This window comes from Ornithinibacillus sp. FSL M8-0202, assembly GCF_037975285.1.
Classification (GTDB): Bacteria; Bacillota; Bacilli; order Bacillales; family Amphibacillaceae; genus Ornithinibacillus; species Ornithinibacillus massiliensis.
In genome coordinates this window covers 1,881,173-1,908,159 of record NZ_CP150248.1, presented here as the reverse complement: position 1 = coordinate 1,908,159, position 26,987 = coordinate 1,881,173, and the positions used below count along the sequence as shown (strand labels likewise).

Here is a 26,987-nt window from a genome sequence, read left to right as displayed (position 1 = left end):
AGGACACCTCCGAAAAAAGTTATTGGTCGTACTTTAATTTTATCAGATGGTGTCCTTTTTGTTTACTTTAATATCAGAAAATTGCGTGCAAAAAATAATAAGCATGGTCCTTACCGTTAAAACGTTGGTAAGGACCATGCTTATATTAATTTACTGGGGTTTTGTCCCAGCCTCTTTAAATTGTAAAAGTTTAAAGTAACTTGCTCTGATAAAAAATATCATTGCCCACTGTTAAAGTAGTGTACTAGTAAGGAGCCACTGGTTGATGTATTGTATCTGGATTTCTTGAAATTTTCACTTTTAATCATTCCTTTTGCGTATTATTTTCACCTTCCAAATACTAAATTTCCATACATTATACTCTTCTTCAACTAACCGAATCATTGGTGTAAAATTACTATAAACAAATAATAGCATAATATTCCGAAAATAAATTCTAAAATCAGACTGTTGAATAACTATTTATATAATAAGGTGCTACCAATTATGGCAACACCTTTTCTATTTATTCTTGTGTTAAATGTTTGTACTCTAGCACTTCTACACTAAAACTATGTTTACAATTAATCTTTGGGCTATCACAAGGTGGAGATACCCTTACTTTAACCAAGTCTTCTATATATTTAAGAGGGTTATTGTCAGGTACTTGAATCCTTATAGAAATATCATAAGAATGGTTGTTGTTATAAACGATATCGACAATCCTTTGTTTCCCCCACCCAAAACCGGAATTATCTTTCCCTCCATACTCTTTTATTACCCTTTTATCAATAACTGGAAAAATAATATCCCAAATAATATCTTCTGGTGTAACATACCAGTCTTCAGCATAAGGTTTAATTTCCTTTTGCTCTTGAGATTTAGCATTAACTAAGTCGTAATTAGTAGCAATTATCATTAGGAACGTAAGGAAGACAATCACTTTTTTCAAGATGCTCACTCCAATATAGTTTATAACTAGAATGTGACATCTTCGTTTGTTTTATCCAGATCTGCTTGTTATAACCCCATGCTCTTCATCTAAAAAAGCACCCGCATTTAAAAATTTATTATAAATACAAAAGGTCATCATTTACATTTAGAAATGTTAATAATTTCTTTAATAACGGAATTAACTTCTTTGTTATCTTTAATTACAAATAAATAATCTGCTTCTCCTTTATCTGGGTCAACTACATCTTTATGTAAAGATTCAGCTTGTTGCCGAATAAGCACTTGTTCAAAATTAGAATAGGCACCTCTAAATATATTGGTATTACGTTTACTATTGATGACCCGTTCTTTTAGAATTTCATCGGCAATATCGAAATGAACCAATATACGGATAAATTTATCTTTATCATAAACTTCTTCAAGCAAATACTTTCTACCTTTTCTAGTACGATTTGCACTACTGGCAATAATATGAAGATCCGTGTTTTCTATTGCATAATCAGCAATTAACTTGGAAATAGCATGTTTAAGAGTATTAGGTCCAGTTTTCGGTTGTAACTTTTGGTAATACGTATTAATAAATTCAGCATGATTATCTTGGTCTAAAACAAAAGCGTTTTCTAGTTCTTTTTCTAACTCTCTTGCAAATGTACTTTTCCCACTATGCGTTTTGCCAACTGTAATAACAACTAACCTTTTCATTTATTTCCCCCGTTAAAACTGTGTAATGTTAAACTAACCCATCATCCTGATAATCTCGTATTTTACTAATACACCAGTTTGCTTAAGTACAAAAAAACTTATACAAATAATTCAACTTTCTAATATTCATATTTAAACGGAAAGTTTGCTATCAGCTCATGGAATTTATTTTGCCATTTTAAAAAATCTGAAATAGATAGTTTGCCCCAAAACTGCAACCCTGAAGGTTCAAATGAAACTGTAATAAAATGGGTATCCCCCTTTTTGGACGAGAAACCAACTTTAAAGTGAGGATTTTATTGTACCACGCTGAGAGGCTTCCAGAACCTCTCGCATAGCATGGGGTTTTCAAAAATCTTAAAAACAACGATAATTCTTCTTGAACTATCACACCCGTTACTTAATTAAACTTAATTATTACTCTCTACTTTTTGCAATGAAAAATATTGTTTAAAACCTAAAATTCCACCAATTAACCCAAGAGTAAGTGCTATTCCATAATTACATCAAACGTGCTTTGAGTATGTATTAAGCGAAAAACTCCAGCAATTCCCAAAAACATGGATGCCAGACTTATAAAAATAAGGGCGGTAGGATTTTTCTCAACCTTTTTATTTCCACTCATTTGTAATCCCCTCCTTAAAATAGATTTTACCATAAAAAACCAATAACCTCGATAGAGATTACTGCTCGTTAATTTCAAAGTCTCTCGTTTCTGTTAAACACCAAAAAATCTGACAATATATTCTATTACTATTTTAGACATACTAATTACAATAGAAAAAAGCACTACAAGTATATCCTTGCAGTGCCTTTGAATCATGCTTATTCTGCTACGTAAGGCAATAAAGCCATTTGACGAGCGCGTTTAATTGCAATTGTAAGTTTACGTTGATATTTTGCAGAAGTTCCAGTTACACGACGAGGAAGAATTTTTCCACGTTCAGAAATGAAACGTTTTAGAAGATCAACGTCTTTGTAATCGATGTGTGTAATACCGTTAGCTGTGAAATAACACACTTTACGGCGTTTACCACCACGTCCACGACGAGCTGCCATGCGAAACCCTCCCTTTTAGTTACATTTGATTTTATTTAAACGAATTATATTAGAATGGTAAATCATCATCAGAAATATCAATAGGCTCTCCATTATCTTTGAATGGATCATCCTCAAATTGATTTTGATTCTGATTTTGGTTTTGGTTTCTATTTTGGTTCTGATTTTGTTGGAATCCTGGTGAATAAGAGTCTTGTCCTCCGCGTCCTTGCCCTTGGGAAGAACCTTTGGATTCTAAGAACTGTACACTATCAGCCACAACCTCTGTGATATATACCATTTTTCCATCCTGACCTTCAAAAGAACGCGTTTGGATTCTTCCATCCACACCAATTAAGCTACCCTTTTTCATATAGTTAGCTAATGTTTCTGCAGGTCTTCTCCAAATGACACAGTTAATGAAATCGGCTTCTCTATTTCCTTGTTGGTTAGAAAAAGGACGATTTACAGCTACTGTAAAATTGGCAACCGCAACTCCATTTGGTGTATAACGTAAATCAGGATCCTTCGTTAACCTGCCGACAAGTACGACACGATTTAACATCAGAACCACTCCTTATTATTATTCATCTATACGAACTGCAATGTGACGAATAATGTCTTCAGAAAACTTAGCCAAACGATCAAATTCATTAACTGATTTTTCATCGCCAGAGAAGTTAATTAAAACATAGTATCCATCACGGTAATCGTTGATTTCATATGCAAGGCGTTTTTTGCCTTTTTCTTCAACTTTTTCAATCTCCGCGCCATTATCAGTTAAGATACCATTGAAACGCTCAATTAATGCTTTTTGCGCTTCCTCTTCCATGTCTGGGCGGATGATGTACATGATTTCATATTTTCTCATCCGTTACACCTCCTTTTGGTCTTAGCGGCCCTTATTTCTTGAAAGTAAACTTTCGCAATAAGAGCAAGGAGTAATCTTAAAATTCATTACTCACAATAGTGTATTATACCAAACCTCATATGAAATAACAAGTCTTCGATAGAATCCTTTTTACGTTATATTTCCCATCTGACCTAGTCTGTGTAAAATAACTATTTACACATTAAATCGGAAGTGGATAACATCGCCGTCTTTTACGATGTATTCTTTTCCTTCTAGGCGTACTTTTCCTTTTTCACGTGCAACAGTCATAGATCCTGCTTCAACTAAATCATCGTAGTATACCGTTTCTGCTCGGATAAATCCACGCTCAAAGTCCGAATGAATAATCCCTGCAGCTTGTGGTGCTTTCATCCCTTTACGGAACGTCCAAGCACGCACTTCTTGCTCTCCGGCTGTAAAGTATGTCGCAAGTCCTAATAGGCTGTAAGAGGCTTTAATTAGCTTATCTAGCCCTGATTCTGTAATACCTAATTCATCTAGGAACATTTCTTTCTCTTCTTGATCTAGTTCCGAAATTTCCTCTTCAATTCGAGCACAAATAACAATTACTTCTGCCCCTTCATTGCTAGCATATTCCTTCACCTTTTGAACGTTAGGATTCGATTCTGGATCTGCCACTTCATCTTCCCCAACATTGGCTACATAGAGCATTGGCTTACTAGTTAGTAAATGAAGTCCTTTTACGATTTTTAGCTGCTCTTCTGTAAACTCAATTGCGCGAGCTGGCTTTTCTTCTTCCAGACCTGTTTTTAACTTAGATAGCACTTCAAATTCTACTAGTGCATCCTTATCCTTTTGTTTTGCTAGCTTTTCGACACGTTGATGCCGTTTATTCACTGTCTCTAAGTCTGCTAGAATAAGCTCCAAATTAATGATCTCGATATCATCAATCGGATCCACTTTACCCGATACATGGGTAATATTCTCGTCCACAAAGCAACGAACAACCTGGCATATTGCATCTACTTGGCGGATGTGTGAAAGGAATTGGTTTCCTAGCCCCTCCCCTTTACTTGCACCTTTAACAATTCCGGCAATATCAGTAAATTCAAATGTTGTTGGGACGGTTTTCTTCGGATTTACTAATTCCGTTAATTTATTTAAGCGCTCATCAGGTACTTCCACCATGCCTACATTGGGATCGATGGTCGCAAACGGATAGTTTGCAGCTTCTGCTCCTGCTTGGGTAATTGCATTAAATAATGTAGACTTTCCTACGTTTGGAAGTCCGACGATTCCTGCTGTTAAAGCCATTTCATTCCACTCCTTAAGGATTCCATTCATATAGAACGCGTTCAATAGTTCAATTATAGATTTACGTATAAAAAAAGACAAGCCAGTAAAACGCAAAAATAGGCTTCGTGCTGAAGCCTATTTTTGCGTTTTTACCCTATTATTAATGCTTTTCTCTATCTATCTATGAAATAATTTACCATTTTCTTGGAATTTCGTCTATAAAAAAGCTTTAATTTGCAGCCCTTTCCAATACTTTTTTTAGCTTCTTGGCAAACTCTTTTCGTGGAATCATAACACTATGTTCACAACCCATACACTTAATTCGAATATCCATACCCATTCGAATTATTTTCCAACGATTCTCCCCGCATGGGTGGGGTTTTTTCATTTGTACAACATCATGTAATTGAAAATCCTTATCCACCATTTGTACTGCCCCTTATATTAAATATTATTTGAAATATCGATTATTTGTCTCTTTTTACCCATAACGGATACAGCAATAACCTTGTTAAGACATATAAGTTAAGCAATCCGTACAGTGGGTATAAAATGCTGATTAACGTAGAAAATCCTAGTGTTGTTAATGGTATCATTGTAGCTAATATTACTAAAACAAGCAACCAAAATGGCAATTTAAAATAGCCTGTGAGCCTAGTCGTTAACCCTAACACACCCGATGCTGCTGTCGTAAATATTGCAAACCATAATAGGATAGTCATAAATATTACCATATAAAATGGATAATTACTTAATATCGCAAAAAGTGGAATTTCATATAACAGAATTTGTTCGGAGATTTGAATGAGACTATTGTTATAGACATAAGTAACGACCCCAAGAATTACGCCACTTCCAAGGCTTGCTATCCATATCTCCTTCTTGGAGGTCATCTTATTCCCTACCGCCCCAAGCACCGCAATCAATGGTAAGACATTTAAAGCCGTAAACGGAAATGCTGCTGTCCAGTTAAATTGCTCATGCCAATGCGAGAACAAATGTAATTTCTGATCAAAGGTGAATGTAAATAGTACATACAGTAGTCCAATAATTAATATTGGTAGAATAACTTGATTAAAGGATAGCAATCCACTGATATCCCTAAAGAAAAGTAAAACAAGCATGACCACAATAAATACGATCCCAACCCAATAAGGAAGATTAAATGCCTGTCCAGCTGCACCACTCCCTGACATCATCACAACTGTTGTTGTATAGAGATACAGAAATATCATCACGTCATAAATAGGTGATATCTTATCCCCCACGATTACTTGTAATACCGGTCGATACTCTGTAGACTGCTTTTGATAGCTAATCGACATGATAACATAACACGAAACGGAGAAAAAGATAACAAACAACATAATAGCTAGTCCACTTCCATGGCCAAAAAACTCCCATAGCTCCCTTCCTGATGCATACCCTGCTCCAATGGTTGTCCCAATAATAAGAAACATCCATTTAAATCCTGATTTCCACATTGCTTCTCCCCCAATTACATTCCGATGAATTAACTACATGTACTAACATATAACCGTCCCCTTAACACGCAGAATTTTATACGGTTACACATGTATAAAATAAAAATCTAATCCGTATACTAATAACAATATGTATGCGGAGGAGAACCTATGAATCTAAAGAGTCGTTTATCACAAAAAAACGAAGCAATAAGGATGTTACATACTGACCCAACCCTAATAGACGCCATACCTGAGCGAATCGTGTCCTGGTTTCCTAAAATACCAAAGGAGTATATTGTCGTTTGTGTCGGTACCGATCGTTCTACAGGTGATGCGTTAGGCCCTTTAACCGGTACCTATTTGATGGATAAAAAGCTGAAGCATATGACTGTATATGGAACATTGCATGACCCAGTCCACGCGACAAATTTAGAGGATTATATAACCTTCATTCATAATCAGCATAAGCACCCATTTATTATTGCGGTGGATGCTTGTTTAGGAAAGACAAGTTCTGTCGGGCAAATCATTGCCTGTGAAGGCGCATTAAAGCCAGGAGCAGCATTAAACAAACCTCTTCCGCCGATTGGTGATGTGCATATTACCGGAGTAGTTAATATCAGTGGTTTTATGGAATACTCTGTGTTACAGAACACAAGACTATCCATTGTCGTCGAGATGGCTAAAAAAATCGCAAATGTCATAGACACCATAGACCAACAACTAACCTCCAGCTATGTTACACCGGCAGTATTAATGCAACAGCAAAAAAAGAAACCAATTTAATTATTCGATTAAAAAAATCCTACCACGCCACTTGTGATAGGATTTTTTATCCTTGACCATCTATTTTCTACTTACACGTAATCTAGAACAATTGATAGATATAATAGATTACCCCTACTGTTATAATAGAAGGTAATAGATTCCCTACTCTAATTTGAACAACCTTTAACATATTTAATCCTATTGCGACAATTAGCAAACCACCAACTGCTGTTAACTCCACAATTAGTCCGTTCAAAAAGTAGTCTGGAACCCATCGTTCAATCTGGGTAGCCAATAGTGCAATAGCCCCCTGATATACCACGACTGGAACGACAGATAGTACAACACCTATACCGAGTGTACTCGTTAATACAAGGGCTACAAAGCCATCGAGGATGCCTTTGGTTATTAACACTTCATGATCGCCTCGAATCCCACTATCCAAGGCACCTATAATCGCCATCGCACCAACTATAAAGATTAAGGAAGCCGTCACAAATCCTTGAGACACAGAAGTCTTATCCGACTTGGTTCTAAATTTACTTCCTATCCAATTTCCAAACTGATTCAGTTTATCCTCTACCCTAAGAAGCTCACCAATAATAGCACCAGAAAGTAAGCTCAATAGCACGACAATAATAACCTCAGTTGAAAACGCCATTTGCATTCCAATTAATATGACCGCTAAGCCAATCCCATGCATCACGGTTTCCTTATAGCGCTCTGGAATTTTGGTAAATACTAACCCTAATAAATTACCAATAACAATTAATGCTCCATTTACTAATGTACCAAATAACGCCATTCTATGTACCCTCTCTCCTGCTAGAACCCTTCTAAACTAATCTTTTCTAAAATTGTTTCACGTGAAACAATTTCATGTGACCTTTATCATACTATGTCATCTATTCGTTTATCAAATATAGAAAAAGGACTGGAGATGCATGACCTCCTAGTCCTTTGAAAGGTAATATCCTACCCTTCCAACACTTCGATGATTCTATCTAGATCATCATCCGTATAAAATTCAATTTCAATCTTCCCTTTACGTTTTCCACGTTGGATACTCACTGCCGTTCCAAGCCTATCACGAAGGACAGATTCTCTTTCTTGAATAAAGATATCTTTTTTCGGTTTTACTTTTTTCTTAATTGGCTTTTCATTTAAAGCAATGATCAGTTTTTCAACTTGTCTAACGTTTAGTTTTTCACTGCGGATTTTATTAACGATTGGGATTAGCCTTTCTTTATCCTTTAACCCAAGTAATGCACGCCCATGGCCCATTGATAATTCACCATTATTTATATAGGCAATTACTTGATCAGGCAACCCTAGTAGTCTTACCATATTCGCAATATGGGAGCGACTTTTACCGAGTCGTTTTGCTAGCTCTTCTTGTGTAATGTTTAACTCTTTCATTAAATTAGCATACGCTTGTCCTTCCTCGATTGGCGATAAATCTTCACGCTGAAGGTTTTCGAGTAATGCTAATTCCATCATCTTTTCATCGGTTAAATCTTTAACAACTGCAGGGATTTCGGTTAATCCAGCTTCTTTAGCAGCCCGGAAACGTCTCTCCCCTACAACGATTTCGTAGCCTTTAATGCTTTTACGAACAATTAAAGGTTGAATAATGCCATATTCTAAGATTGATTCCTTTAATTCTTCAATAGAATCCGAATGAAAAGTCTTTCTTGGCTGATAAGGATTTGGTCTACACTCCTTTATCGGCAATTGCTGAACAACATCATCCGATTTTTCCTCTATTTCTGGGAAAAATGCATCTAATCCTTTACCCAACCCTCGTGCCATTAGCCACCACTTCCTTCGCTAATTCAAGATAAACTTCTGCACCTTTCGATTTTGGATCGTACGTAATAATCGGTTGGCCATGACTTGGTGCCTCGCCTAACCGTACATTTCTTGGAATGATAGAATTATAGACTTTATCTTGGAAGTATTTTTTCACTTCTTCAATTACTTGAATACCTAAATTAGTTCTCGCATCAAGCATGGTAAGAAGTACCCCTTCTATCATCAGTTCTTTATTTAAATGCTTTTGCACTAAACGAATCGTATTTAACAATTGGCTTAATCCTTCTAATGCGTAATATTCGCATTGAACTGGAATTAGTACGGAATCCGATGACGTTAACGCATTCAATGTTAATAGCCCAAGTGATGGAGGACAATCGATAATAATATAATCGTATTCATCCTTTACCTCTTCTAACGCTTTTTTTAATCTTATTTCACGCGAAATCGTTGGTACTAATTCTATTTCTGCTCCTGCAAGCTGAATTGTCGCAGGAATTATATCGAGATTTTCAACATTAGTTGGTACACAAACTTCACGGGCTGGTAGGTCTTCTACTAGCACGTTATATACACATTTATCCATATCGGCTTTATTAACTCCAACCCCACTGGTTGCATTACCTTGTGGATCTATGTCTACTAACAACACTTTGTTTCCTAAGTGAGCTAAGCAGGCACTTAGATTAACTGATGAAGTTGTTTTTCCAACGCCACCCTTTTGGTTAGCGACAGACATAATCTTCCCCATTTTTCCACCTACCTAAAACAATATACTTTTTATTTTATCACTTTTTTGGAGTTAAAAACTATTAAATTTATATTTTTTGTAGAAATGAGTGATTTAAGCCTATTCTACTAGTGTTTTTACTAGAAGAATAGGCTAGTTTCTTCCAGTATAAGGAATGACATCTGCTCATTTCCTCCTAATCCTCCCAGCAAACCATAAAAATCCCCATCTTAGTAGATGGGGGAAGGGATTATTTCTTTTTTGGTATTTTAATTGTAATTTGATAATAATCATCTAAGTCTTGCTCGTCAGATTCTATGTCGATTCCGGTATCAGACACCATATTTAATGATTGTCTAATCGTGTTCATGGCGATTCGGATATCTTTGTTGACACCCTTTAATTTTGGTTTTCTTTTCTTTGGCTTTTCTTTCGCGTTATTAATCGTATCTATTCGTTCTTCTGTTTGCTTTACATTTAAGTCATGTTCGATAATATCTTGTAATAATTTCAACTGAAGTGTTTCGTCTTTTAATTTTATTAGTGCTCTTGCATGTCGCTCTGTAATAAGTTTTTGTAATAACGCTTCTTGTACTGGCTCTGGTAGCTTAAGAAGGCGAAGCTTGTTCGCAATGGTTGATTGGTTTTTCCCTAGTCGCTGTGCTAACGCCTCTTGTGTCAACTCTTGAAGCTCTAATAGCTTCGCATAGGCCATTGCTTCCTCAATTACGGTTAGTTCCTCACGTTGTAAGTTTTCAATCAATGCTACGGACGCAGTTTGCGTATCATTCATATCGCGAATAATAGCAGACACACTGTCCCAGCCTAGTAATTGAACGGCTCTCCAACGACGTTCTCCGGCAATAATCTCATAGCTATCCGTATCTATTTTTCGAACAACAATAGGTTGGATGATTCCGTGCGTATTAATCGTCTTTGCTAGTTCTTCTATCTTCTCTTCATTGAATACGGATCTTGGTTGATACCTATTTGGTTGAATCTGTTTAACTGGAAGCTGTATGACTTCATCTGGATGATAGTTCTCTTCCTCAACTACTTCATTTTCCTTTTCACCAATACCAAATATGCGGTTAAATGGACTTACCATCATCAGACACCACCTTTATCTTTATAAGATAGATTAATAGTTCTGTACCTATAATCTATAAATCTCTCCTCTATATGAAATGTTTCACGTGAAACATTGTAGCCTGAAACTATGTATGTTCTCGCCTATGCCCTACACGAAATCTATTCTAGTTTACCATAGAATTAACGCTAAGCCTATTTTATCACAATCTATTAAGCTTGGACATGAATGATATACTCCTTCGACAAAAAAACAGGAAAAGTGATATTTTCCTGTTTTATAACCTATTCGATTGGTTCTTTATTAGGTGTCCCGGGTTTACGTGGATATTTCTTTGGTGTTTGTCTTTTCTTTGAAATAATCACAATCGACCGCTCGCTATTCTCTTCTGGTAATGTAAAGGTGTGGGTTGATTCTATCTCTCCCCCTAAAACCTCAATGGCGGTTTTTCCACTTTGCAGCTCCTCATTAGCTTGTGCACCCTTCATCGCAATAAACACGCCATTTTTCTTCGCTAATGGAATACACAACTCACTTAAAACAGACATTCTCGCAACCGCCCTTGCCATTACCGTATCAAATGACTCCCGGAACTTGCTATTCTTGCCAAAGGTTTCTGCACGATCATGGTAAAATGCTACATCGGTTAACTCCAATTGAGCAGCTAGATGATTAAGGAAGCCGATTCTCTTTTGTAAGGAGTCTACAATCGTTACCTTCAAATGTGGGAAACAAATTTTCAATGGAATACTTGGAAATCCAGCACCTGCACCGACATCACAAATCTCTTGCGCTGTAGTGAAATCATGATAGAAGGCAGCTGATATGGAATCATAAAAATGCTTCAAATAGACATCCTCTTCTGCCGTCAGTGCGGTTAAATTAATTTTTTCGTTCCACTCGACTAACGTTTCAAAGTAAATTCGAAACTGCTCTAACTGCCGATCGGTTAAAACAATCCCCTGCTTCTCCAGTTCAGCTGCGAATTGCGTTGGATTCATGTTTACTAACTCCTTTATTCATCATTATGTATACATAAGGCCAGACCCTTTAGATAAACACACGCTTATGCGAGTTTATCTAAAACAGCAAGGAAGGTATCCTTCTCTCGCAAAAGGTCTGACCTTGAATGAAATTTAGTTGGCTACTTTAGCTATTTTCCCTTGCTCGATGTAAACCAGTAAAATAGAAATATCTGCAGGGTTTACACCAGAAATACGAGATGCTTGGCCAACGGATAGTGGACGAACCATTTTCAGTTTTTGTCTTGCTTCTGTTGCAATACCACTAATTGCATCGTAATCAAGATCATCTGGAATTTTCTTATCTTCCATTTTCTTCATTCGTTCCACTTGTTCATTTGCCTTCTTAATATACCCTTCATACTTAATTTGTATTTCTACTTGCTCTTTTACATCAGCAGGAAGTGAGTCATTGGATTCAATCACAGAATCGATTAAATCGTAGTTTAACTCTGGTCGCTTCATTAAATCATAGGCCTTCATTGGCTCTTTTAATGGTGTAGCATTTGCTCCTTCTAGCATTGCTTGCACTTCAGGAGTTGGTTTAATGGTAATTTTGCTTAGACGTTTCTTTTCTGCTTCTACTTGTTGTTTCTTTAATTCGAATTGCTTATAGCGCTCCTCCGAAATTAAGCCTAATTCATAGCCAATATCGGTTAAACGTAAGTCCGCATTATCATGACGTAATAATAGACGATATTCTGCACGAGATGTTAATAGACGGTAAGGCTCTCTCGTCCCTTTTGTCACTAAATCATCAATTAAAACCCCGATATACGCTTGGGAGCGATCTAAGATAACAGGGTCTTTGCCTAGAACTTTGGCTGCAGCATTAATACCAGCCATAATACCTTGTGCAGCAGCTTCTTCATACCCAGAAGTACCGTTAATTTGCCCTGCTGTATAAAGACCAGGAATTTTTTTAAGCTCTAATGTCGGCCATAGCTGAGTTGGTACAACAGCATCATACTCAATTGCATAACCAGGACGCATCATTTCTGATTTTTCTAAACCTGGAATAGAGCGAAGGATGTCATGCTGTACGGATTCAGGCAATGACGTAGATAGTCCTTGCACATATACCTCTTCTGTATCTCTACCCTCTGGCTCAAGGAAAATTTGGTGACGTGGTTTATCATTGAAACGCACGATTTTGTCCTCAATGGATGGACAATAACGAGGTCCAGTACCACGCTTAGCACCGGAGTACATAGCTGAAAGTCCTAGGTTTTCATTAATAATTTTATGCGTAAATTCATTCGTATACGTTAACCAGCAAGGAATTTGATCCGTAATAAACTTCGTCGTTTCATAGGAGAAACCTTGAGGCTTCTCATCCCCTGGTTGAATTTCTGTTTTAGAATAATCAATTGTATGGCTATTTACTCGTGGTGGTGTACCTGTTTTGAATCGAGTTAATTCGATTCCTAGTTTTTCAAGATTCTCTGAAAGCTTAATAGATGGACGTTGGTTATTTGGTCCACTTTCATACTCTAAATCTCCCATTAATACTTTTCCACGCATAAATGTACCAGTTGTAATAATAACGGTTTCTGCACGGTAAGCAGCACCGGTTTCAGTGATAACCCCTTTACATATGCCGTCCTCAACAATAAGAGAGTCAACCATTCCTTGACGAACGGTAAGATTCTCTTGATTTTCAAGTGTTTGCTTCATTTCTTTAATATAAATAGGTTTATCTGCTTGTGCGCGTAATGCTTGAACTGCAGGGCCTTTACCTGTGTTTAGCATACGCATTTGAATATAGCTTTTATCAATTGTTTTAGCCATTTCTCCACCTAAAGCATCGATTTCACGTACGACGATTCCTTTCGCTGGGCCACCGACTGATGGATTACATGGCATAAAAGCAATCATATCTAGGTTTAACGTCAGCATTAGTGTTTTTACACCCATTCTCGCAGCAGCAAGACCAGCTTCAACACCTGCATGACCTGCACCGACAACAATCGTATCATATTGCCCTGCATCATATACCATAACTGTTCATCCTTTCGTTATTTTGATTATTCCATTAAGCTCTATTTTCCTAAACAAAACTGCGAGAAGAGTTGGTCGATGAGACTATCACTTGCTGTATCGCCAATAATTTCACCTAAAAACTCCCATGTTCTAGTCACATCAATTTGTACAATATCAAGTGGCATTCCCATTTCTAGAGAGTTCATCGCATCCTCTAACGCTTGTTTCGCCTGTCTTAGTAGCTGAATATGTCTTGCATTAGAGACATAGGTTAAGTCGCCTGAATCAATATCTCCCGCAAAGAAAGACGTTGCAATAGCTGATTCTAATTGTTCAATTCCCTCTTCCTTCAATAAAGAAGTCGTAACAATTTTCTTATCACCAACTAATGCATGCACTTCATCCATATTTAGCTTTTGCTCTAAGTCTGTTTTATTCACAATTACAATATATTCAAGTCCTTTAACCGCCTCAAATAATCGTAAATCTTCCTCGGTCAATTCTTCATTATTATTTAAAACAAATAGAATTAAATCCGCTTCTTTTAAGGCCTGACGAGATCGCTCCACACCGATTCGCTCTACAATATCTTCTGTATCCCGAATTCCAGCGGTATCGACTAAACGCAAAGGAATCCCTCGTACATTTACATATTCCTCAATAATATCTCGTGTCGTACCTGGAATATCGGTAACAATCGCTTTGTTTTCTTGTACTAATGCATTGAGTAAGGAGGATTTTCCTACGTTTGGACGACCAATAATCGCAGTAGCAATTCCTTCCCGAAGGATTTTTCCTTGTTTAGCTACACTTAATAGCTCTTCTATCTCTCCATGCACTTCTTTCGTTTTTTGTCGCATCATCTCATGAGACATTTCTTCTACATCATCATATTCTGGATAATCGATATTAACCTCTACATGTGCGACAGTTTCCAGTAGAGACTGGCGGTATTTCTTAATTAAAGCAGATAAACGCCCATCCATTTGCTTTAATGCTACATTCATCGCTTTATCTGTCTTGGCACGAATCAAGTCCATTACCGCTTCAGCCTGTGATAAATCAATACGTCCATTCAAAAAGGCACGTTTGGTAAACTCACCAGGATCTGCTAAACGCGCACCCTGCGATAATACAATTTCAAGTACACGATTAACGGAAACTAATCCACCATGACAATTAATCTCTACTACATCTTCACGGGTAAAGGTTTTCGGTCCACGCATTATGGTTACCATTACCTCTTCCGCAACTTCATTCGTATCTGGATCAATTATTTTACCATAATGAATCGTATGCGAATCTACCTTCGTTATATCTTTCCCTTGATAAATCTTCCCCGTTATTTCTAATGCATCTGGCCCACTTAAACGAACAATCGAAATTGCTCCCTCACCTATCGGGGTTGAAATCGCCGTAATCGTATCTGTCTCCAACATTCTTTTCACCTCCACTAACATTTTCTATCTATATAAACGCTATTTTTTATCCACAATTTTTTAGCAACGGATTTTTACCGTCACTAACTTAATAGAATAACACAACTTCAAACAAAAATAAACTTATCCACAATAATATTTTTTCATTTTTATCCTTTCGCTACTTACTAACATGTGGATAAGTTGGGGAGGAGTAAAAAAATTAGTTATGCACAACATTGTTTTACAGTAAAAATAGCTTGTGTATAAAATTTATGCACAGGTAGTGAGGCTCTTTGGTAGGATTTACTGGAGTACTATCCAAGTATTCCTGATGACGCTACTACATACAGTAGCATTCAATCGTTCCTAACGAATAGGAGATGATTTTGAAACTTTTTGTCTTATTCTGTCGTATTACTACTAAAGGGGGAGAACACAAATGGTTACGAAGCAAAAGTCTCGGCCGTTTTGGAGGGAAAGTTGGGTGTCTTCCATTGGTGTATTTATCCTATCCCAACTTATTTTTATCACGTTTGAAGCTACTGGATGGATGCCTAATTATCGTGATATGGATGGGAAACTTTTGGGAAACATCGTGGAATCTTCTTTTTTCAAAGAATGGTTTACCTATTATGAAACACCACATCTCAATTTACTTACCTTATTCTTCGGGATCGCATTTCTCATACCTGGAATAATCGGGGCTATAAGGTCCATAATCCGTAAGCAAAAAGACTAAGTTCCTATATTAGGGTACTTAGCCTTTTTTCATATACTATGCATTATCTCTACTAGAATTTATCCTTGTCTAGTTCCTCCCCGTGATAACTCTTTAGCTCTCCTTGCTCATCTAGCTGATCAATGCTGCCATCAATGGTACCTTCCGTATACGCATCAGTTGCTTGCTCATGTGTAATAGCCATACCCTTTTCCGCCTGATTATTACTTTCGTATCCAGACACATCAAAATACTTTTCTGCCACATCTTTAGATTTATTTAACGCTTTCTTATCTTTACCCATCAAAAATCTTCCTTCCTATGTTAATGTATTTGCTGCACGATTTCTTCTAGATCCCTTTGCAGATTTCTCATATCCACATCATTTAACAAAATGGGAACTTGGTCATTTACGGTAATATAACAAGAATCGTTCTGTCTATCTAAATAGGAAGCCATTTTAACTAACTGTTCCAAAGACAAGGTGGATGCAGTGGAAATATTCTTTACTTGTGTTAAGTAGAAGCTATTTTGTTCAAGTTCTCCATGAAATACGGTTCCATTAAATTGTTCCACTAATACCTTCTCCTTTTACATCCAAACATTATTCATTAGTATGGAACACTTTTCTTAAAACATACACGAGGATATTTGCTTACTTACTGCTCTCAAACTTAACCTTTGATTTTATTCACTATTTGCGATCCTCTATCGTTTACTGCTTCCTTCACTACCGCTTCCATATTCAAGACATAACCTCTTTCATCGTATCCATTACGATAATCCTCTCACTTTGGATTTTTTTCTGAGAGGAGTTTTAGCATATAGTCATCTCTTTCCATGTCTTTGTTTAACACTAAAACAACCATGGATTTCAGAACATCATCTAAGTTAGAATCCATGATACCCTCTTTTATTTTTTCGAAATCTAGTGTAATATTGAGTTGGATCATTATCATTACCTCCATTTACTGATTTTCTTGGTCGAAAACACTGTAACATGGATATGATAATGATCCTTTCTTTTTATACAATTATATGGACTTAATCCTTGCTCAACTAATAAAGGACTCTGACACTCTTTCTCTGTTACCTTTTTCTCCTCTCCCGACCGAAAAAGGGCTCTGATACTCTTTCTCTGTTACCTTTTTCGACTCGCCCAACGGAAAAAGGGCTCTGACACACTCTCTCTGTTACCTTTTTCGGCTCACTCAACCGAAAAAGGGCTCCGACACTATCCCTCTATTACCTTTCTCGCCTCCCCCAACCAAAATAAGGCACCAACAGCCCACCTCCATCCAATCCGCATAAAAATACCACAGTTATCACACTGTGGTAGAGCGAAAATCTTTATACTTTCTTATCTTTCAAAAAAAAGACCCCTGGTTCCCCAGAGGTCTTTTACTTACTATGGTTTAATAACGACATGTCGATGTGGTTCGACTCCATCGGAATATGTCGATATATCTTGATTATTTTGTAATACACTATGAATGATTTTTCTTTCATAGGCTGGCATTGGTTCAAGTGCAACCTTTTTATTAAAGCGCTTTGCCTTGTCTGCCATACGTAACGCTAAAGTTTCAAGAGTTTCCTTACGGCGCCCGCGGTAGCCTTCCGCATCTAATGTAACCGTATAGTACTGATTGCCTTCTTTATTGATGACTAAATGTGTTAAATATTGTAATGCATTTAAGGTTTGTCCACGTTTTCCGATTAAGAGCGCAATTTTCTCTCCACTTAAATCAAAATTAACATGGTTCCCATCCACAGTAGTGGTAATATCCACTTCTACATTCATATTTTTCACAACATTAAGGATGAATTTTTCAGCTTCTTGGATTGGGTTCTTAGCTAGCCTTACCTTTACAATGGCACGCTTAGCACCGAATACACCTAGAATTCCTTTTTTTCCCTCATCAATAATATCCACTTCTACTTGGTCCCTAGATGTGTTTAACTGCTCTAATGCTGATTGGACCGCTTCGTCAACTGTTTGTCCAGTAGCAGTTACTTCTCTCACTTTTTGTCTCCCCCAGAATTCGTATCCTTCATCATTGGCTTACGAATGAAAATGGTTTGTGCAATCATGAATAAGTTACCAATTACCCAGTAAAGTGCTAATGCAGCTGGGAAGAAGAATGCAAATACCGTAATCATAATCGGCATCATATAAAGCATAACCGTCATTTGTGGGTTTGCTGCTGCAGGGCTTCCTGCCATCATTAGTTTTTGCTGTAAGAATGTTGTTAAACCAGCAATAATCGGTAATACATAATCCACTTGATCCAATGGGAACCAAAGGAATGTATGCTCACCAATTGCCTCAGTACGCATAATCGCATGATAAATACCAAGTAAGATTGGCATTTGAATAAAGATTGGTAAACAACCAGCTAGTGGGTTAACGCCATGCTTTTGAAATAGTGCCATCGTTTCCTGCTGCAATTTCTGCTGTGTGTTCGCATCTTTTGAGCTATATTTCGCTTGTAATTCTTTTAAAGCCGGTTGAATATCTTGCATCGCTTTAGAACTTTTTAATTGCTTAATATTTAGTGGAAGTAATAACGTACGAATAATTACTGTCACTATAATAATTCCTAATCCATAGTTCTCGTTAAATAAATCAGCAAAATACATTATTAACCGTGATAACGGATAAACAAAATAACTATTCCATATTCCTTCACTTTCCGCTGTAATTGGCTGATCTATTTCTGTACAACCAGATAATACTACTAGCAATCCAATTAGTATTGCTATAAAAAATATCTTCTTACGCAACTTCTGCTCCTCCTAACTAGTCCAACAAAAAAATCGCTTTCATCTATCATTAACTTTTATAACACATATTTTACAATAAACGAGCATTAGATTCTATCTTAATCTAACACATTACCTACGCTTTAATAGTCTTTCTTTCGACAATAAGTGCGTTAAGCTTTTCTTTACCTCAAAAAAATCCATCGACTTAGTTGGCTGCCTCGCAATAATAATCATATCATAGGAAGCTTCAATATCATTTTCTAGCTCATGAAATGCTTGCCGTAAATAACGTTTAATCCGGTTCCGTACGACCGCATTCCCAATCTTTTTGCCTACAGATAAGCCAATTCGAAAATGTTCCTGATCCTTTTTCTTCATATAATAGATAACCAACTGTCGATTCGCAAAAGATTTCCCCTTTTTAAAAATAGCTTGAAAATCTTTATTGTCCTTCACCCGATATTCTTTCTTCATCACTCATCACCTAACACTAAAAAAGCCAAGTTCCCCTGTTCTTTATGTAAAAAAAGCAGGTGGGTCTATATCCATTGTGAACCACTGCTTTAAAGTTTATTCTATCCAATTTAGAATTCCGTTTTTACACCGTTCATTCTCTCTCTAGCGTAAAAAAGACCACTGACGCTTCAGTGGCCTATGCAGATAATACTTTTCTTCCTTTACGACGACGACGAGCTAAAACTTTACGACCGTTTTTAGTGCTCATACGTGCGCGAAAGCCATGTACCTTTTTACGCTTACGGTTATTTGGTTGAAACGTTCTTTTCATTTATGTTGCACCTCCCCGAGGGATCTTATTTCTCCAAAACAAAATCTAATCCAATAGACATCCATGCAATTATACTGAAAAAATCCACCAACGTCAACTTGCATTTTCAGAAAAACTTACATTTATTCCTCTTTTAACAATCCCAATTTTATTTCATTCACAAACAAGTACGATAATTATTCCCCCTTTTACAACACAAAAACACTTATCCACACACCTTGTTCATGAATTTTTACGCCCAATTTTCTATCCACAACATTTGTCGACAAGATAATCACAAAATATAGTGGTGTGAATAAAAAATGTCTACAACCACTAGATATTGTGGATAACTGTCGAAAAACCATTGCAGAGCTTGCTTTTTTTTGATATTATAGTTGTGTTTTAATATGTTAATAAGTATTTCTCTAGTAAAACTTATGCACAATTTGTGGATATCCTGTGGACAATTATTCACAGTCTGTTTTTAACCTATCCACAAATTTTTATAATCTGCGAATAACTCTTTTCCATACTTGTACTGTATAATGTAAATTATCCACACATGTAACTATTTTTTGTAGTTATCGTTAGAAAACATCACTTTTTAATAGCAAATGGGATGATTTTCTATTGCAAGCTGGAAATAGTTTAACCTTGTTCTATCTGTGAAAGAAATAATAGATTATATACCTTTCCATCTTATGAAGCATCTTTTTAAAATATGCGGAAAAGATTGAGAGAGGTTTTTTATTCTTAATTTGGGCTAATCTATTATCGTTACTTGAAAGGGGGGAACGAATTGGAAAATATCCATGATTTATGGAATGCTACGCTTGAAAAGATAGAGGAAAAAATCAGTAAACCTAGCTTTGATACATGGTTAAAGGAGACGAAAGCAGAGAATTTAGAAGGAAATACGCTAACGATATCTGCTCCAACCGAATTTGCTAGAGATTGGTTAGAAGAACAATACTCCCAGCTAATTCAAAAGGTTTTACTAGAAGTAACAGGGTCAAAGCTTAATATAAAAATTATTATTCTAGATACTGTAATTGAAGAGGAATTTAAGCAGAAGCCAAAGCCAAAAGCAAATGTTCATGACACCCATGACGGAAAAACGATGCTAAATCCTAAATATACATTTGATACATTTGTAATTGGATCCGGAAACCGTTTTGCTCATGCCGCATCCTTAGCTGTTGCTGAAGCACCTGCGAAAGCTTACAACCCATTATTTATATATGGGGGCGTTGGCTTGGGGAAAACCCACTTAATGCATGCGATTGGCCACTATGTACTAGAACATAATAAAGATGCCAAGGTGGTATATATTTCGTCTGAGAAGTTCACGAATGAATTTATCGACGCCATTATGGAAAACAAAACGACTAACTTCCGTAATAAATACCGTAATGTTGATGTGTTGCTAATAGACGACATCCAATTTATTGCTGGAAAAGAGTCAACCCAGGAGGAATTCTTCCATACCTTTAATGCGCTTCATGAAGCAAATAAACAAATTATTATTTCTAGTGACCGGCCACCAAAGGAAATACCAACACTGGAAGATCGCCTTCGTTCTCGATTTGAATGGGGACTTATAACGGATATCACCCCTCCTGACTTGGAAACCAGGATCGCCATTTTAACGAAAAAGGCTAAAGCTGAAGGACTTGATATTCCAAATGAAGTCATGCTCTATATTGCTAATCAAATCGATACGAATATTCGCGAGCTTGAAGGTGCATTAATTCGCGTTGTGGCTTACTCATCACTTGTTAATCAAGATGTTGATGCGGCATTAGCAGCAGATGCATTAAAAGATATTATTCCTAACAATAAACCTCGAGTGATTACAATTGCTACGATTATGGAAGTGGTTGGCGAGAAATATAATGTCAAAAAAGAAGACTTTTTAGCTAAGAAACGTACAAAGTCCATTGCCTTTCCACGACAAATTGCGATGTATTTATCTAGAGAACTAACCGATTATTCCTTACCTAAAATTGGGGAAGAATTTGGCGGTCGTGATCATACAACTGTCATCCATGCCCATGAAAAAATAGCAGGCATGTTAGATAAGGATTCTCTTTTTGCGAAAGAAATTGAAGAAATTAAACAACAATTACACGCTCTTTAAGATGCTATCCCCTGTTTATAGCGTGGATAACACATACACAGTTACAAACAGTTTATTCACATGTGGATAACTATATTCTATCTAGGTTCAAACGGGTTATCCACATAATCACACCCCTTATTACTATTATTACTATCTTTTTATAATAAAAAATAAATATATATAGAACCATCCATTGGAGGATTTTTTCATGAAATTTACGATTCAACGTGATCAATTAATCGATAGTGTTCAAGATGTAATGAAAGCTATATCTTCAAGAACAGCGATTCCAATTTTAACTGGAATGAAAATTGAGGCGAAATCTCATGGCATTACGTTAACTGGTAGTGATTCTGATATTTCGATTGAATCTTATATTCCAGCTGAAGAAGAAGGAATGGTCAATGTAGAAAATATCGAAGAAGGAAGTATTGTATTACATGCGAAATACTTCCCCGATATTGTACGGAAATTACCTGAACAACATGTAGAAATTGAAGCGGATGAAAATCTTAGCGTCACAATTCGTTCTGGTAAAGCAGAATTCCATTTAAATGGTCAAGATGCAGAAGAGTACCCTCAACTACCAAAATTACAAACAGATGATAGCTTTGAACTACCTACTGATTTATTAAAAAGCTTAATTAAGCAAACTGTATTTGCCGTTTCATCTATGGAAACGAGACCAATTCTAACTGGTGTCAATTTATCACTTGTCGATAATAAATTATCCTTTACCGCAACAGATAGTCACCGATTAGCATCTAGAGAAGTTCCTGTTAATTCAACAAAGGTTCAATTCCAAAGCATCGTTGTACCAGGAAAAAGCTTAAATGAATTAAATAAAATTCTTGATGACTCGGAAGAAATGGTAGAAATTAGTGTAACAAATAACCAAATCTTATTCAGAACGAAACACTTAAACTTCCTATCGAGAATTCTTGACGGTAACTATCCAGAAACATCTCGATTAATTCCTGAACAGAGTAAAACCGTTCTACAAGTCAAAACAAAAGACTTAATTTCTAGTATTGATCGTGCTTCTTTACTAGCACGTGAGGAACGGAATAATGTCGTAAAATTATCTACGTTAGATCAAAATATTGTAGAAATCACAAGTAATTCCCCTGAGGTTGGACATGTATCGGAAGAACTGACCGTACAATCCATCGAAGGAGAAGAACTGAAGATTTCGTTTAGCTCTAAATATATGTTAGATGCATTAAAAGTTATGGATGTTGATGAAGTGATGGTAGATTTCACTGGAGCAATGAGACCATTCATCATCCGCCCTATCAACGATCCAGCCATGATTCAATTAATCTTGCCAGTACGAACTTATTAACATGTGGATAAGTATATTTCCATAAAGAGTAGTATTGGTCAATCTCCAATCGAAGCACTGAGGAAACAAGTATTTCCATTGCTAAAGAGATAAAATGCTCTTGAAAATAATCATAACTATACGGAACGGTCGGTATGCACGGAGACTCCTGCTGGATTAATGAACCTCCATGCCCCCTTAAGAAGTAGCACAAAGGGCTGATAGGCAACCTGTTAGAAAGTGCAGTGTATACCGGCAGTGGTTCTGGCTAGAATAAAAAAATGGCTTTTATCACCAAAATGAATGATAAAAGCCATTTTTTTATGCACATAAATGCATTTATAAGCCTATATAACCGTTTTAACTATAATTTAAGGGGCATACCTTTCCTTAAAGCAAAAACTTTAGTAAAATGATAATAAGCGATGATTTCAAATAAACAATAAGAAACTGGTGATCAACTTGCATACAGAAATTGAAATTAATACGGAATATATCACCCTTGGCCAATTTGTAAAACTTACCAATGTATTAGAATCCGGTGGTATGGTAAAAGCATTTTTACAAGATCAAGGTGCAATTGTTAATGGAGAAAGAGAACAACGTCGAGGAAGAAAGCTATACCCGAATGATGTTGTAGAAATTGAGGGTGCTGGATCTTTTATTGTGGTTAAGAAAGATTAGTTCCTAAATGAGGAATCTACATGCATATTGAAGAAATAATACTAACCAATTATAGAAATTACCAAAAATTAGAGCTTAGCTTTGCCAATAAAGTAAATGTCATTATAGGTGAGAATGCACAAGGGAAAACGAACCTAATGGAATCTATCTACCTTCTCGCCTTTACGAAATCCCACCGGACACCAAAAGAAAAAGAATTAATCCGTTGGGATACAGAGTATGCTAAAATAGAAGGTAGAGTAAAAAAGCGAAATCAGTCGATTCCACTGGAAATCGTCATCTCTGCCAAAGGCAAAAAGGCTAAGTTGAATCACTTAGAGCAAAGAAGATTAAGTGATTATATTGGTAACTTAAACGTCGTCATGTTCGCCCCTGAAGACTTGACACTCGTAAAAGGACCTCCACAAATTCGTAGAAGATTTATCGATATGGAACTAGGTCAAATCCAGCCACGATATATTTATCACCTTGGACAATTTCAAAAAGTACTCAAGCAGCGGAATCATTTGTTGAAGCAAATGCAGCGAGATCGAAGTATGGATCGGGTGATGCTTGGTATTCTAACCGAGCAACTAATAGAGCATGCCAGTACGATTTTAGAAAGACGCTTTGCCTTTATTGAGCTATTAAGAAAATGGGCAAAGCCAATTCATCATGGAATTAGTCATGAACTAGAAGCGTTAGAGATTGTTTATTCACCTTCAATTGAAGTATTAGAAGGCGCATCTAGGGAGAAAATAGAAAATAGTTATCAGGAGAAATTCAATCAAATTATAGAAAAAGAGATTGAACGTGGAACAACGCTTTTAGGACCACATCGGGATGACATCCTTTTTTATGTGAACGGAAAAAATGTTCAAACCTATGGGTCACAAGGTCAGCAGCGGACAACCGCATTGTCTTTAAAGCTTGCTGAAATCGATCTTATATATAGCGAGGTAGGAGAATATCCGATCCTATTACTGGATGATGTCCTAAGTGAATTAGATGACTTTAGGCAATCACATCTTCTAAATACGATTCAAGGTAAGGTTCAAACCTTTGTTTCGACAACTAGTGTTGATGGCATTCATCACGAAACCTTGGAGAAAGCAGATATATTCAGGGTCCATAATGGAACAGTCACTAGGTAATGACAATAGCTGACTTGTTGGGGGAATAGAAATTGTTTATTCATATTGGAAATGGCAATGTTATCCGGTCAAACGATATTATTTCCATTGTTGACCATAATATTATTTCGTCATCAACAATCATGGACGAGATGATAACAGCTAACCAAACACATATTATTGGACCTAAGGAAGGTGCAAAGTCAGTCGTTATCACGAATAATCAGTTGTATTTTAGTACATTGTCTGTTGCAACATTAAAAAAACGGGCAAGTATAAAATCAACTATCAGTAAACTCGATGATTATTCAGAGGATCTAGAGCTTGAATAATTAGAATGTAGGTGGAAAAAGCAATGGAAGAAAACGTAAAAGCAGATCAGTCGTATAATGCCGACCAGATACAAGTATTAGAAGGTTTAGAAGCAGTACGAAAAAGACCAGGGATGTATATTGGTTCTACAAGTGTAAAGGGACTACATCACTTAGTTTGGGAAATCGTTGATAACAGTATTGATGAAGCATTAGCAGGCTATTGTGATCATATCCAAGTCATTATCGAAGAGGATAACAGTATTACAGTAAAAGATAATGGCCGTGGAATTCCAGTCGATATTCAAAAAAAGACAGGTAAACCAGCAGTTGAAGTCATCATGACAGTCCTCCATGCCGGTGGTAAATTCGGCGGTGGCGGCTATAAAGTGTCTGGTGGACTACATGGTGTAGGTGCTTCCGTAGTAAATGCACTATCAACTAATTTAGAAGTATATGTCCATCGTGATGGGAAAATTCACTATATCGGATTTGAACGTGGTGTACCGACTAATGAACTGCAGATAGTTGGGGAGACCGATCACACTGGTACGACTACACACTTTAAACCAGATCCAGAAATCTTTACAGAAACGACTACGTTTGATTTAGATACGCTCGTACAACGTGTACGTGAGCTTGCCTTCTTGAATAAAGGTATTCGTATTACCATTGAAGACAAACGTACGGGAGAAGAGCCACAGTCCTTCCATTATGAGGGTGGGATTAGTGAGTATGTGGAATATATCAACCGTAATAAAGAGGTACTACATGAGCCTTTCTATGCAGAAGGTGAAGATCAAGGGATTAGTATTGAAGTAGCGGTTCAATACAACGATGGCTTTAATAGCAGCATTTACTCTTTTGCCAACAATATTCATACGTATGAAGGCGGTACACATGAGTCTGGATTTAAGACAGGCTTAACCCGTGTCATTAATGATTATGCTCGAAAAAATGGCCTTATGAAGGAAAGTGAGCCTAATTTAACTGGGGATGATGTACGCGAAGGAATTACCGCAATTGTTTCCGTTAAACACCCAGATCCACAGTTTGAAGGACAAACGAAAACGAAGCTAGGAAATAGCGAGGTACGTGCGATTACAGACTCGATCTTTAGTGAGTTATTTTCTACGTTTTTACTTGAAAATCCTTCCGTTGGTAAAACTATTGTAGAAAAAGGATTAATGGCTTCCCGTGCACGTGCTGCTGCGAAAAAAGCACGTGATTTAACAAGAAGAAAAAGTGCCCTTGAAATTTCGAATTTACCAGGTAAGCTTGCTGACTGTTCATCGAAGGATGCTTCCATTAGTGAACTATATATCGTAGAGGGTGACTCTGCGGGTGGATCGGCAAAACAAGGTAGAGATAGACATTTCCAAGCCATTTTACCGTTACGAGGTAAAATCTTAAACGTGGAAAAAGCGCGTTTAGACCGTATTTTATCTAATCTGGAAGTTCGTTCTATGATTACAGCGATGGGAACTGGTATTGGTGATGACTTTGATATCACAAAAGCAAGATATCAAAAAATCGTCATTATGACCGATGCCGATGTTGATGGTGCACATATACGAACATTACTATTAACATTTTTCTACCGTTTTATGCGTCCATTAATTGAACATGGCTATATTTATATCGCCCAACCACCTCTTTACAAGGTCCAACAAGGTAAGGCTGTACATTATGCGTATAACGATGCCGAGCTGGATAGGATTTTAAGGGAATTACCAGAGGTGCCAAAACCTGGTATCCAACGTTACAAAGGTCTTGGTGAGATGAATGCCGAACAGCTTTGGGAAACAACGATGGATCCAAACAACCGTACCTTGCTACAGGTGGAGTTAAAAGACGCGATTGAAGCGGATCAGGTATTTGATATGTTGATGGGTGATAAAGTAGAACCTAGACGTCAGTTCATTGAAGAGAATGCTCAATACGTGAAAAACTTGGATATTTAAGCTAGCTAAATAAAATGTAATAGAATTCGGAAACCGATTCATTCGGTTTCCATAAATGTCTAAAACGAAATAGATGGTCTAGACATTATCAGGAGGTTTT

General features: G+C 36.8%; 31 protein-coding genes. 8 read left to right on the top strand and 23 right to left on the bottom strand.

The features are described 5' to 3' along the window. Positions 1–505 precede the first annotated feature (505 nt). From MKY78_RS09985 to MKY78_RS09945, 9 genes are all read right to left on the bottom strand, one after another. The gene (locus MKY78_RS09985) at positions 506–922 is read right to left on the bottom strand and encodes a hypothetical protein (protein ID WP_339217877.1); all 417 of its coding nucleotides are present in this window, start codon (positions 920–922) and stop codon (positions 506–508) included. A gap of 146 nt (positions 923–1,068) precedes the next feature. Beyond that, a complete protein-coding gene (locus MKY78_RS09980; protein ID WP_339217678.1) occupies positions 1,069–1,635 on the bottom strand; it encodes an AAA family ATPase in 567 nt (188 codons plus the stop codon). Between the two features lie 490 nt (positions 1,636–2,125). Then, entirely contained in the window at positions 2,126–2,260 is a 135-nt protein-coding gene (locus MKY78_RS09975) for a hypothetical protein (protein WP_339217676.1), read from the bottom strand. 200 nt (positions 2,261–2,460) lie between these two features. After that, a complete protein-coding gene (gene rpsR, locus MKY78_RS09970) occupies positions 2,461–2,694 on the bottom strand; it encodes a 30S ribosomal protein S18 (protein ID WP_186871211.1) in 234 nt (77 codons plus the stop codon). Positions 2,695–2,743: 49 nt separating this feature from the next. Next, the gene (gene ssb / locus MKY78_RS09965) at positions 2,744–3,238 is read right to left on the bottom strand and encodes a single-stranded DNA-binding protein (RefSeq protein ID WP_339217673.1); all 495 of its coding nucleotides are present in this window, start codon (positions 3,236–3,238) and stop codon (positions 2,744–2,746) included. An 18-nt stretch (positions 3,239–3,256) separates the two neighbouring features. Next, a complete protein-coding gene (gene rpsF, locus MKY78_RS09960) occupies positions 3,257–3,544 on the bottom strand; it encodes a 30S ribosomal protein S6 (protein ID WP_211740805.1) in 288 nt (95 codons plus the stop codon). Positions 3,545–3,739: 195 nt separating this feature from the next. Next, the gene (gene ychF, locus MKY78_RS09955) at positions 3,740–4,840 is read right to left on the bottom strand and encodes a redox-regulated ATPase YchF (protein ID WP_339217672.1); all 1,101 of its coding nucleotides are present in this window, start codon (positions 4,838–4,840) and stop codon (positions 3,740–3,742) included. 211 nt (positions 4,841–5,051) lie between these two features. Then, complete coding sequence (locus tag MKY78_RS09950) at positions 5,052–5,249, bottom strand: DUF951 domain-containing protein (RefSeq protein WP_211740804.1); 198 nt, start codon at positions 5,247–5,249, stop codon at positions 5,052–5,054. Positions 5,250–5,289: 40 nt separating this feature from the next. Beyond that, on the bottom strand, positions 5,290–6,306 hold the full coding sequence (locus tag MKY78_RS09945) for a hypothetical protein (RefSeq protein WP_339217669.1): 1,017 nt from the start codon (positions 6,304–6,306) through the stop codon (positions 5,290–5,292). A 150-nt stretch (positions 6,307–6,456) separates the two neighbouring features. Here MKY78_RS09945 and yyaC point away from each other — a divergent pair, with 150 nt between their 5' ends. After that, positions 6,457–7,074: a spore protease YyaC gene (gene yyaC, locus MKY78_RS09940; RefSeq protein ID WP_339217667.1), complete on the top strand. Its 618-nt coding sequence runs from the start codon at positions 6,457–6,459 to the stop codon at positions 7,072–7,074. An 82-nt stretch (positions 7,075–7,156) separates the two neighbouring features. Here yyaC and MKY78_RS09935 read toward each other — a convergent pair whose 3' ends face one another. The 7 genes from MKY78_RS09935 to mnmE all read right to left on the bottom strand — a co-directional run bounded on the left by MKY78_RS09935 (position 7,157) and on the right by mnmE (position 15,132). Further along, entirely contained in the window at positions 7,157–7,861 is a 705-nt protein-coding gene (locus MKY78_RS09935) for a DUF554 domain-containing protein (protein ID WP_339217665.1), read from the bottom strand. Between the two features lie 170 nt (positions 7,862–8,031). Beyond that, on the bottom strand, positions 8,032–8,868 hold the full coding sequence (locus MKY78_RS09930) for a ParB/RepB/Spo0J family partition protein (protein WP_339217664.1): 837 nt from the start codon (positions 8,866–8,868) through the stop codon (positions 8,032–8,034). Beyond that, on the bottom strand, positions 8,849–9,622 hold the full coding sequence (locus MKY78_RS09925) for an AAA family ATPase (protein ID WP_186871220.1): 774 nt from the start codon (positions 9,620–9,622) through the stop codon (positions 8,849–8,851). Before MKY78_RS09925 ends, MKY78_RS09930 begins: the two co-directional genes overlap by 20 nt. 229 nt (positions 9,623–9,851) lie before the next feature. Next, entirely contained in the window at positions 9,852–10,709 is an 858-nt protein-coding gene (gene noc, locus MKY78_RS09920) for a nucleoid occlusion protein (RefSeq protein ID WP_339217875.1), read from the bottom strand. 266 nt (positions 10,710–10,975) lie between these two features. After that, positions 10,976–11,692, bottom strand: a complete 717-nt coding sequence (gene rsmG / locus MKY78_RS09915; RefSeq protein WP_339217661.1) for a 16S rRNA (guanine(527)-N(7))-methyltransferase RsmG — start codon at positions 11,690–11,692, stop codon at positions 10,976–10,978. 135 nt (positions 11,693–11,827) lie between these two features. Continuing rightward, positions 11,828–13,714 (bottom strand): tRNA uridine-5-carboxymethylaminomethyl(34) synthesis enzyme MnmG, encoded by a 1,887-nt coding sequence (gene mnmG / locus MKY78_RS09910; RefSeq protein ID WP_339217660.1) that lies wholly within the window; start codon positions 13,712–13,714, stop codon positions 11,828–11,830. Between the two features lie 41 nt (positions 13,715–13,755). Beyond that, positions 13,756–15,132 carry a tRNA uridine-5-carboxymethylaminomethyl(34) synthesis GTPase MnmE gene (mnmE, locus tag MKY78_RS09905; protein ID WP_339217873.1) on the bottom strand — a complete coding sequence of 459 codons (1,377 nt, stop codon included), beginning with the start codon at positions 15,130–15,132 and terminating at the stop codon, positions 13,756–13,758. Positions 15,133–15,556: 424 nt separating this feature from the next. Between mnmE and MKY78_RS09900 the strand changes: the two genes are divergently transcribed. Next, a complete protein-coding gene (locus tag MKY78_RS09900) occupies positions 15,557–15,856 on the top strand; it encodes a YfzA family protein (RefSeq protein WP_339217658.1) in 300 nt (99 codons plus the stop codon). Positions 15,857–15,908: 52 nt separating this feature from the next. On the opposite strand, the gene MKY78_RS09895 is transcribed toward MKY78_RS09900, so the two are convergent. The 7 genes from MKY78_RS09895 to rpmH form a co-directional block, all read right to left on the bottom strand. After that, the gene (locus MKY78_RS09895; protein ID WP_339217657.1) at positions 15,909–16,139 is read right to left on the bottom strand and encodes a YozQ family protein; all 231 of its coding nucleotides are present in this window, start codon (positions 16,137–16,139) and stop codon (positions 15,909–15,911) included. Positions 16,140–16,159: 20 nt separating this feature from the next. After that, on the bottom strand, positions 16,160–16,411 hold the full coding sequence (locus tag MKY78_RS09890; RefSeq protein ID WP_339217656.1) for a hypothetical protein: 252 nt from the start codon (positions 16,409–16,411) through the stop codon (positions 16,160–16,162). A gap of 212 nt (positions 16,412–16,623) precedes the next feature. Beyond that, positions 16,624–16,788 carry a hypothetical protein gene (locus MKY78_RS09885; RefSeq protein WP_339217655.1) on the bottom strand — a complete coding sequence of 55 codons (165 nt, stop codon included), beginning with the start codon at positions 16,786–16,788 and terminating at the stop codon, positions 16,624–16,626. 455 nt (positions 16,789–17,243) lie between these two features. Beyond that, positions 17,244–17,858, bottom strand: a complete 615-nt coding sequence (gene jag, locus MKY78_RS09880) for an RNA-binding cell elongation regulator Jag/EloR (protein WP_339217653.1) — start codon at positions 17,856–17,858, stop codon at positions 17,244–17,246. After that, positions 17,855–18,619 carry a YidC family membrane integrase SpoIIIJ gene (gene spoIIIJ, locus MKY78_RS09875; RefSeq protein WP_339217651.1) on the bottom strand — a complete coding sequence of 255 codons (765 nt, stop codon included), beginning with the start codon at positions 18,617–18,619 and terminating at the stop codon, positions 17,855–17,857. Before spoIIIJ ends, jag begins: the two co-directional genes overlap by 4 nt. A 111-nt stretch (positions 18,620–18,730) precedes the next feature. Beyond that, a complete protein-coding gene (rnpA, locus tag MKY78_RS09870) occupies positions 18,731–19,075 on the bottom strand; it encodes a ribonuclease P protein component (protein ID WP_339217649.1) in 345 nt (114 codons plus the stop codon). A gap of 178 nt (positions 19,076–19,253) precedes the next feature. Beyond that, positions 19,254–19,388, bottom strand: a complete 135-nt coding sequence (gene rpmH / locus MKY78_RS09865; RefSeq protein WP_010094630.1) for a 50S ribosomal protein L34 — start codon at positions 19,386–19,388, stop codon at positions 19,254–19,256. Between the two features lie 781 nt (positions 19,389–20,169). Between rpmH and dnaA the strand changes: the two genes are divergently transcribed. The 6 genes from dnaA to gyrB all read left to right on the top strand — a co-directional run bounded on the left by dnaA (position 20,170) and on the right by gyrB (position 26,887). Continuing rightward, positions 20,170–21,510 (top strand): chromosomal replication initiator protein DnaA, encoded by a 1,341-nt coding sequence (dnaA, locus tag MKY78_RS09860; RefSeq protein ID WP_339217644.1) that lies wholly within the window; start codon positions 20,170–20,172, stop codon positions 21,508–21,510. Positions 21,511–21,700: 190 nt separating this feature from the next. Further along, positions 21,701–22,837: a DNA polymerase III subunit beta gene (gene dnaN, locus MKY78_RS09855; protein WP_339217643.1), complete on the top strand. Its 1,137-nt coding sequence runs from the start codon at positions 21,701–21,703 to the stop codon at positions 22,835–22,837. Between the two features lie 441 nt (positions 22,838–23,278). Further along, positions 23,279–23,500 (top strand): S4 domain-containing protein YaaA, encoded by a 222-nt coding sequence (gene yaaA / locus MKY78_RS09850; protein WP_339217641.1) that lies wholly within the window; start codon positions 23,279–23,281, stop codon positions 23,498–23,500. Between the two features lie 20 nt (positions 23,501–23,520). Next, the gene (gene recF, locus MKY78_RS09845) at positions 23,521–24,633 is read left to right on the top strand and encodes a DNA replication/repair protein RecF (protein ID WP_339217639.1); all 1,113 of its coding nucleotides are present in this window, start codon (positions 23,521–23,523) and stop codon (positions 24,631–24,633) included. 32 nt (positions 24,634–24,665) lie between these two features. Beyond that, positions 24,666–24,944: an extracellular matrix/biofilm biosynthesis regulator RemA family protein gene (locus MKY78_RS09840; RefSeq protein WP_339217637.1), complete on the top strand. Its 279-nt coding sequence runs from the start codon at positions 24,666–24,668 to the stop codon at positions 24,942–24,944. 23 nt (positions 24,945–24,967) lie between these two features. Continuing rightward, positions 24,968–26,887, top strand: coding sequence for a DNA topoisomerase (ATP-hydrolyzing) subunit B (gene gyrB / locus MKY78_RS09835; RefSeq protein ID WP_339217635.1), 1,920 nt, complete (start codon positions 24,968–24,970; stop codon positions 26,885–26,887). Positions 26,888–26,987 lie beyond the last annotated feature (100 nt).

Excerpts from the sequence above, each read along its gene's own strand:
- yyaC (WP_339217667.1), top strand. The coding sequence starts at position 6,457 with ATGAATCTAAAGAGTCGTTTATCACAAAAAAACGAAGCAATAAGGATG.
- ychF (WP_339217672.1), bottom strand. The coding sequence starts at position 4,840 with ATGGCTTTAACAGCAGGAATCGTCGGACTTCCAAACGTAGGAAAGTCT.
- ssb (WP_339217673.1), bottom strand. The coding sequence starts at position 3,238 with ATGTTAAATCGTGTCGTACTTGTCGGCAGGTTAACGAAGGATCCTGAT.
- MKY78_RS09980 (WP_339217678.1), bottom strand. The coding sequence starts at position 1,635 with ATGAAAAGGTTAGTTGTTATTACAGTTGGCAAAACGCATAGTGGGAAA.
- rpsR (WP_186871211.1), bottom strand. The coding sequence starts at position 2,694 with ATGGCAGCTCGTCGTGGACGTGGTGGTAAACGCCGTAAAGTGTGTTAT.
- MKY78_RS09950 (WP_211740804.1), bottom strand. The coding sequence starts at position 5,249 with ATGGTGGATAAGGATTTTCAATTACATGATGTTGTACAAATGAAAAAA.
- mnmG (WP_339217660.1), bottom strand. The coding sequence starts at position 13,714 with ATGGTATATGATGCAGGGCAATATGATACGATTGTTGTCGGTGCAGGT.
- MKY78_RS09895 (WP_339217657.1), bottom strand. The coding sequence starts at position 16,139 with ATGGGTAAAGATAAGAAAGCGTTAAATAAATCTAAAGATGTGGCAGAA.
- rpsF (WP_211740805.1), bottom strand. The coding sequence starts at position 3,544 with ATGAGAAAATATGAAATCATGTACATCATCCGCCCAGACATGGAAGAG.
- MKY78_RS09885 (WP_339217655.1), bottom strand. The coding sequence starts at position 16,788 with ATGATCCAACTCAATATTACACTAGATTTCGAAAAAATAAAAGAGGGT.
- MKY78_RS09945 (WP_339217669.1), bottom strand. The coding sequence starts at position 6,306 with ATGTGGAAATCAGGATTTAAATGGATGTTTCTTATTATTGGGACAACC.
- noc (WP_339217875.1), bottom strand. The coding sequence starts at position 10,709 with ATGGTAAGTCCATTTAACCGCATATTTGGTATTGGTGAAAAGGAAAAT.
- MKY78_RS09935 (WP_339217665.1), bottom strand. The coding sequence starts at position 7,861 with ATGGCGTTATTTGGTACATTAGTAAATGGAGCATTAATTGTTATTGGT.
- rnpA (WP_339217649.1), bottom strand. The coding sequence starts at position 19,075 with ATGAAGAAAGAATATCGGGTGAAGGACAATAAAGATTTTCAAGCTATT.
- recF (WP_339217639.1), top strand. The coding sequence starts at position 23,521 with ATGCATATTGAAGAAATAATACTAACCAATTATAGAAATTACCAAAAA.
- gyrB (WP_339217635.1), top strand. The coding sequence starts at position 24,968 with ATGGAAGAAAACGTAAAAGCAGATCAGTCGTATAATGCCGACCAGATA.
- MKY78_RS09925 (WP_186871220.1), bottom strand. The coding sequence starts at position 9,622 with ATGGGGAAGATTATGTCTGTCGCTAACCAAAAGGGTGGCGTTGGAAAA.
- rpmH (WP_010094630.1), bottom strand. The coding sequence starts at position 19,388 with ATGAAAAGAACGTTTCAACCAAATAACCGTAAGCGTAAAAAGGTACAT.
- dnaN (WP_339217643.1), top strand. The coding sequence starts at position 21,701 with ATGAAATTTACGATTCAACGTGATCAATTAATCGATAGTGTTCAAGAT.
- rsmG (WP_339217661.1), bottom strand. The coding sequence starts at position 11,692 with ATGAATCCAACGCAATTCGCAGCTGAACTGGAGAAGCAGGGGATTGTT.
- MKY78_RS09930 (WP_339217664.1), bottom strand. The coding sequence starts at position 8,868 with ATGGCACGAGGGTTGGGTAAAGGATTAGATGCATTTTTCCCAGAAATA.
- MKY78_RS09900 (WP_339217658.1), top strand. The coding sequence starts at position 15,557 with ATGGTTACGAAGCAAAAGTCTCGGCCGTTTTGGAGGGAAAGTTGGGTG.
- MKY78_RS09975 (WP_339217676.1), bottom strand. The coding sequence starts at position 2,260 with ATGAGTGGAAATAAAAAGGTTGAGAAAAATCCTACCGCCCTTATTTTT.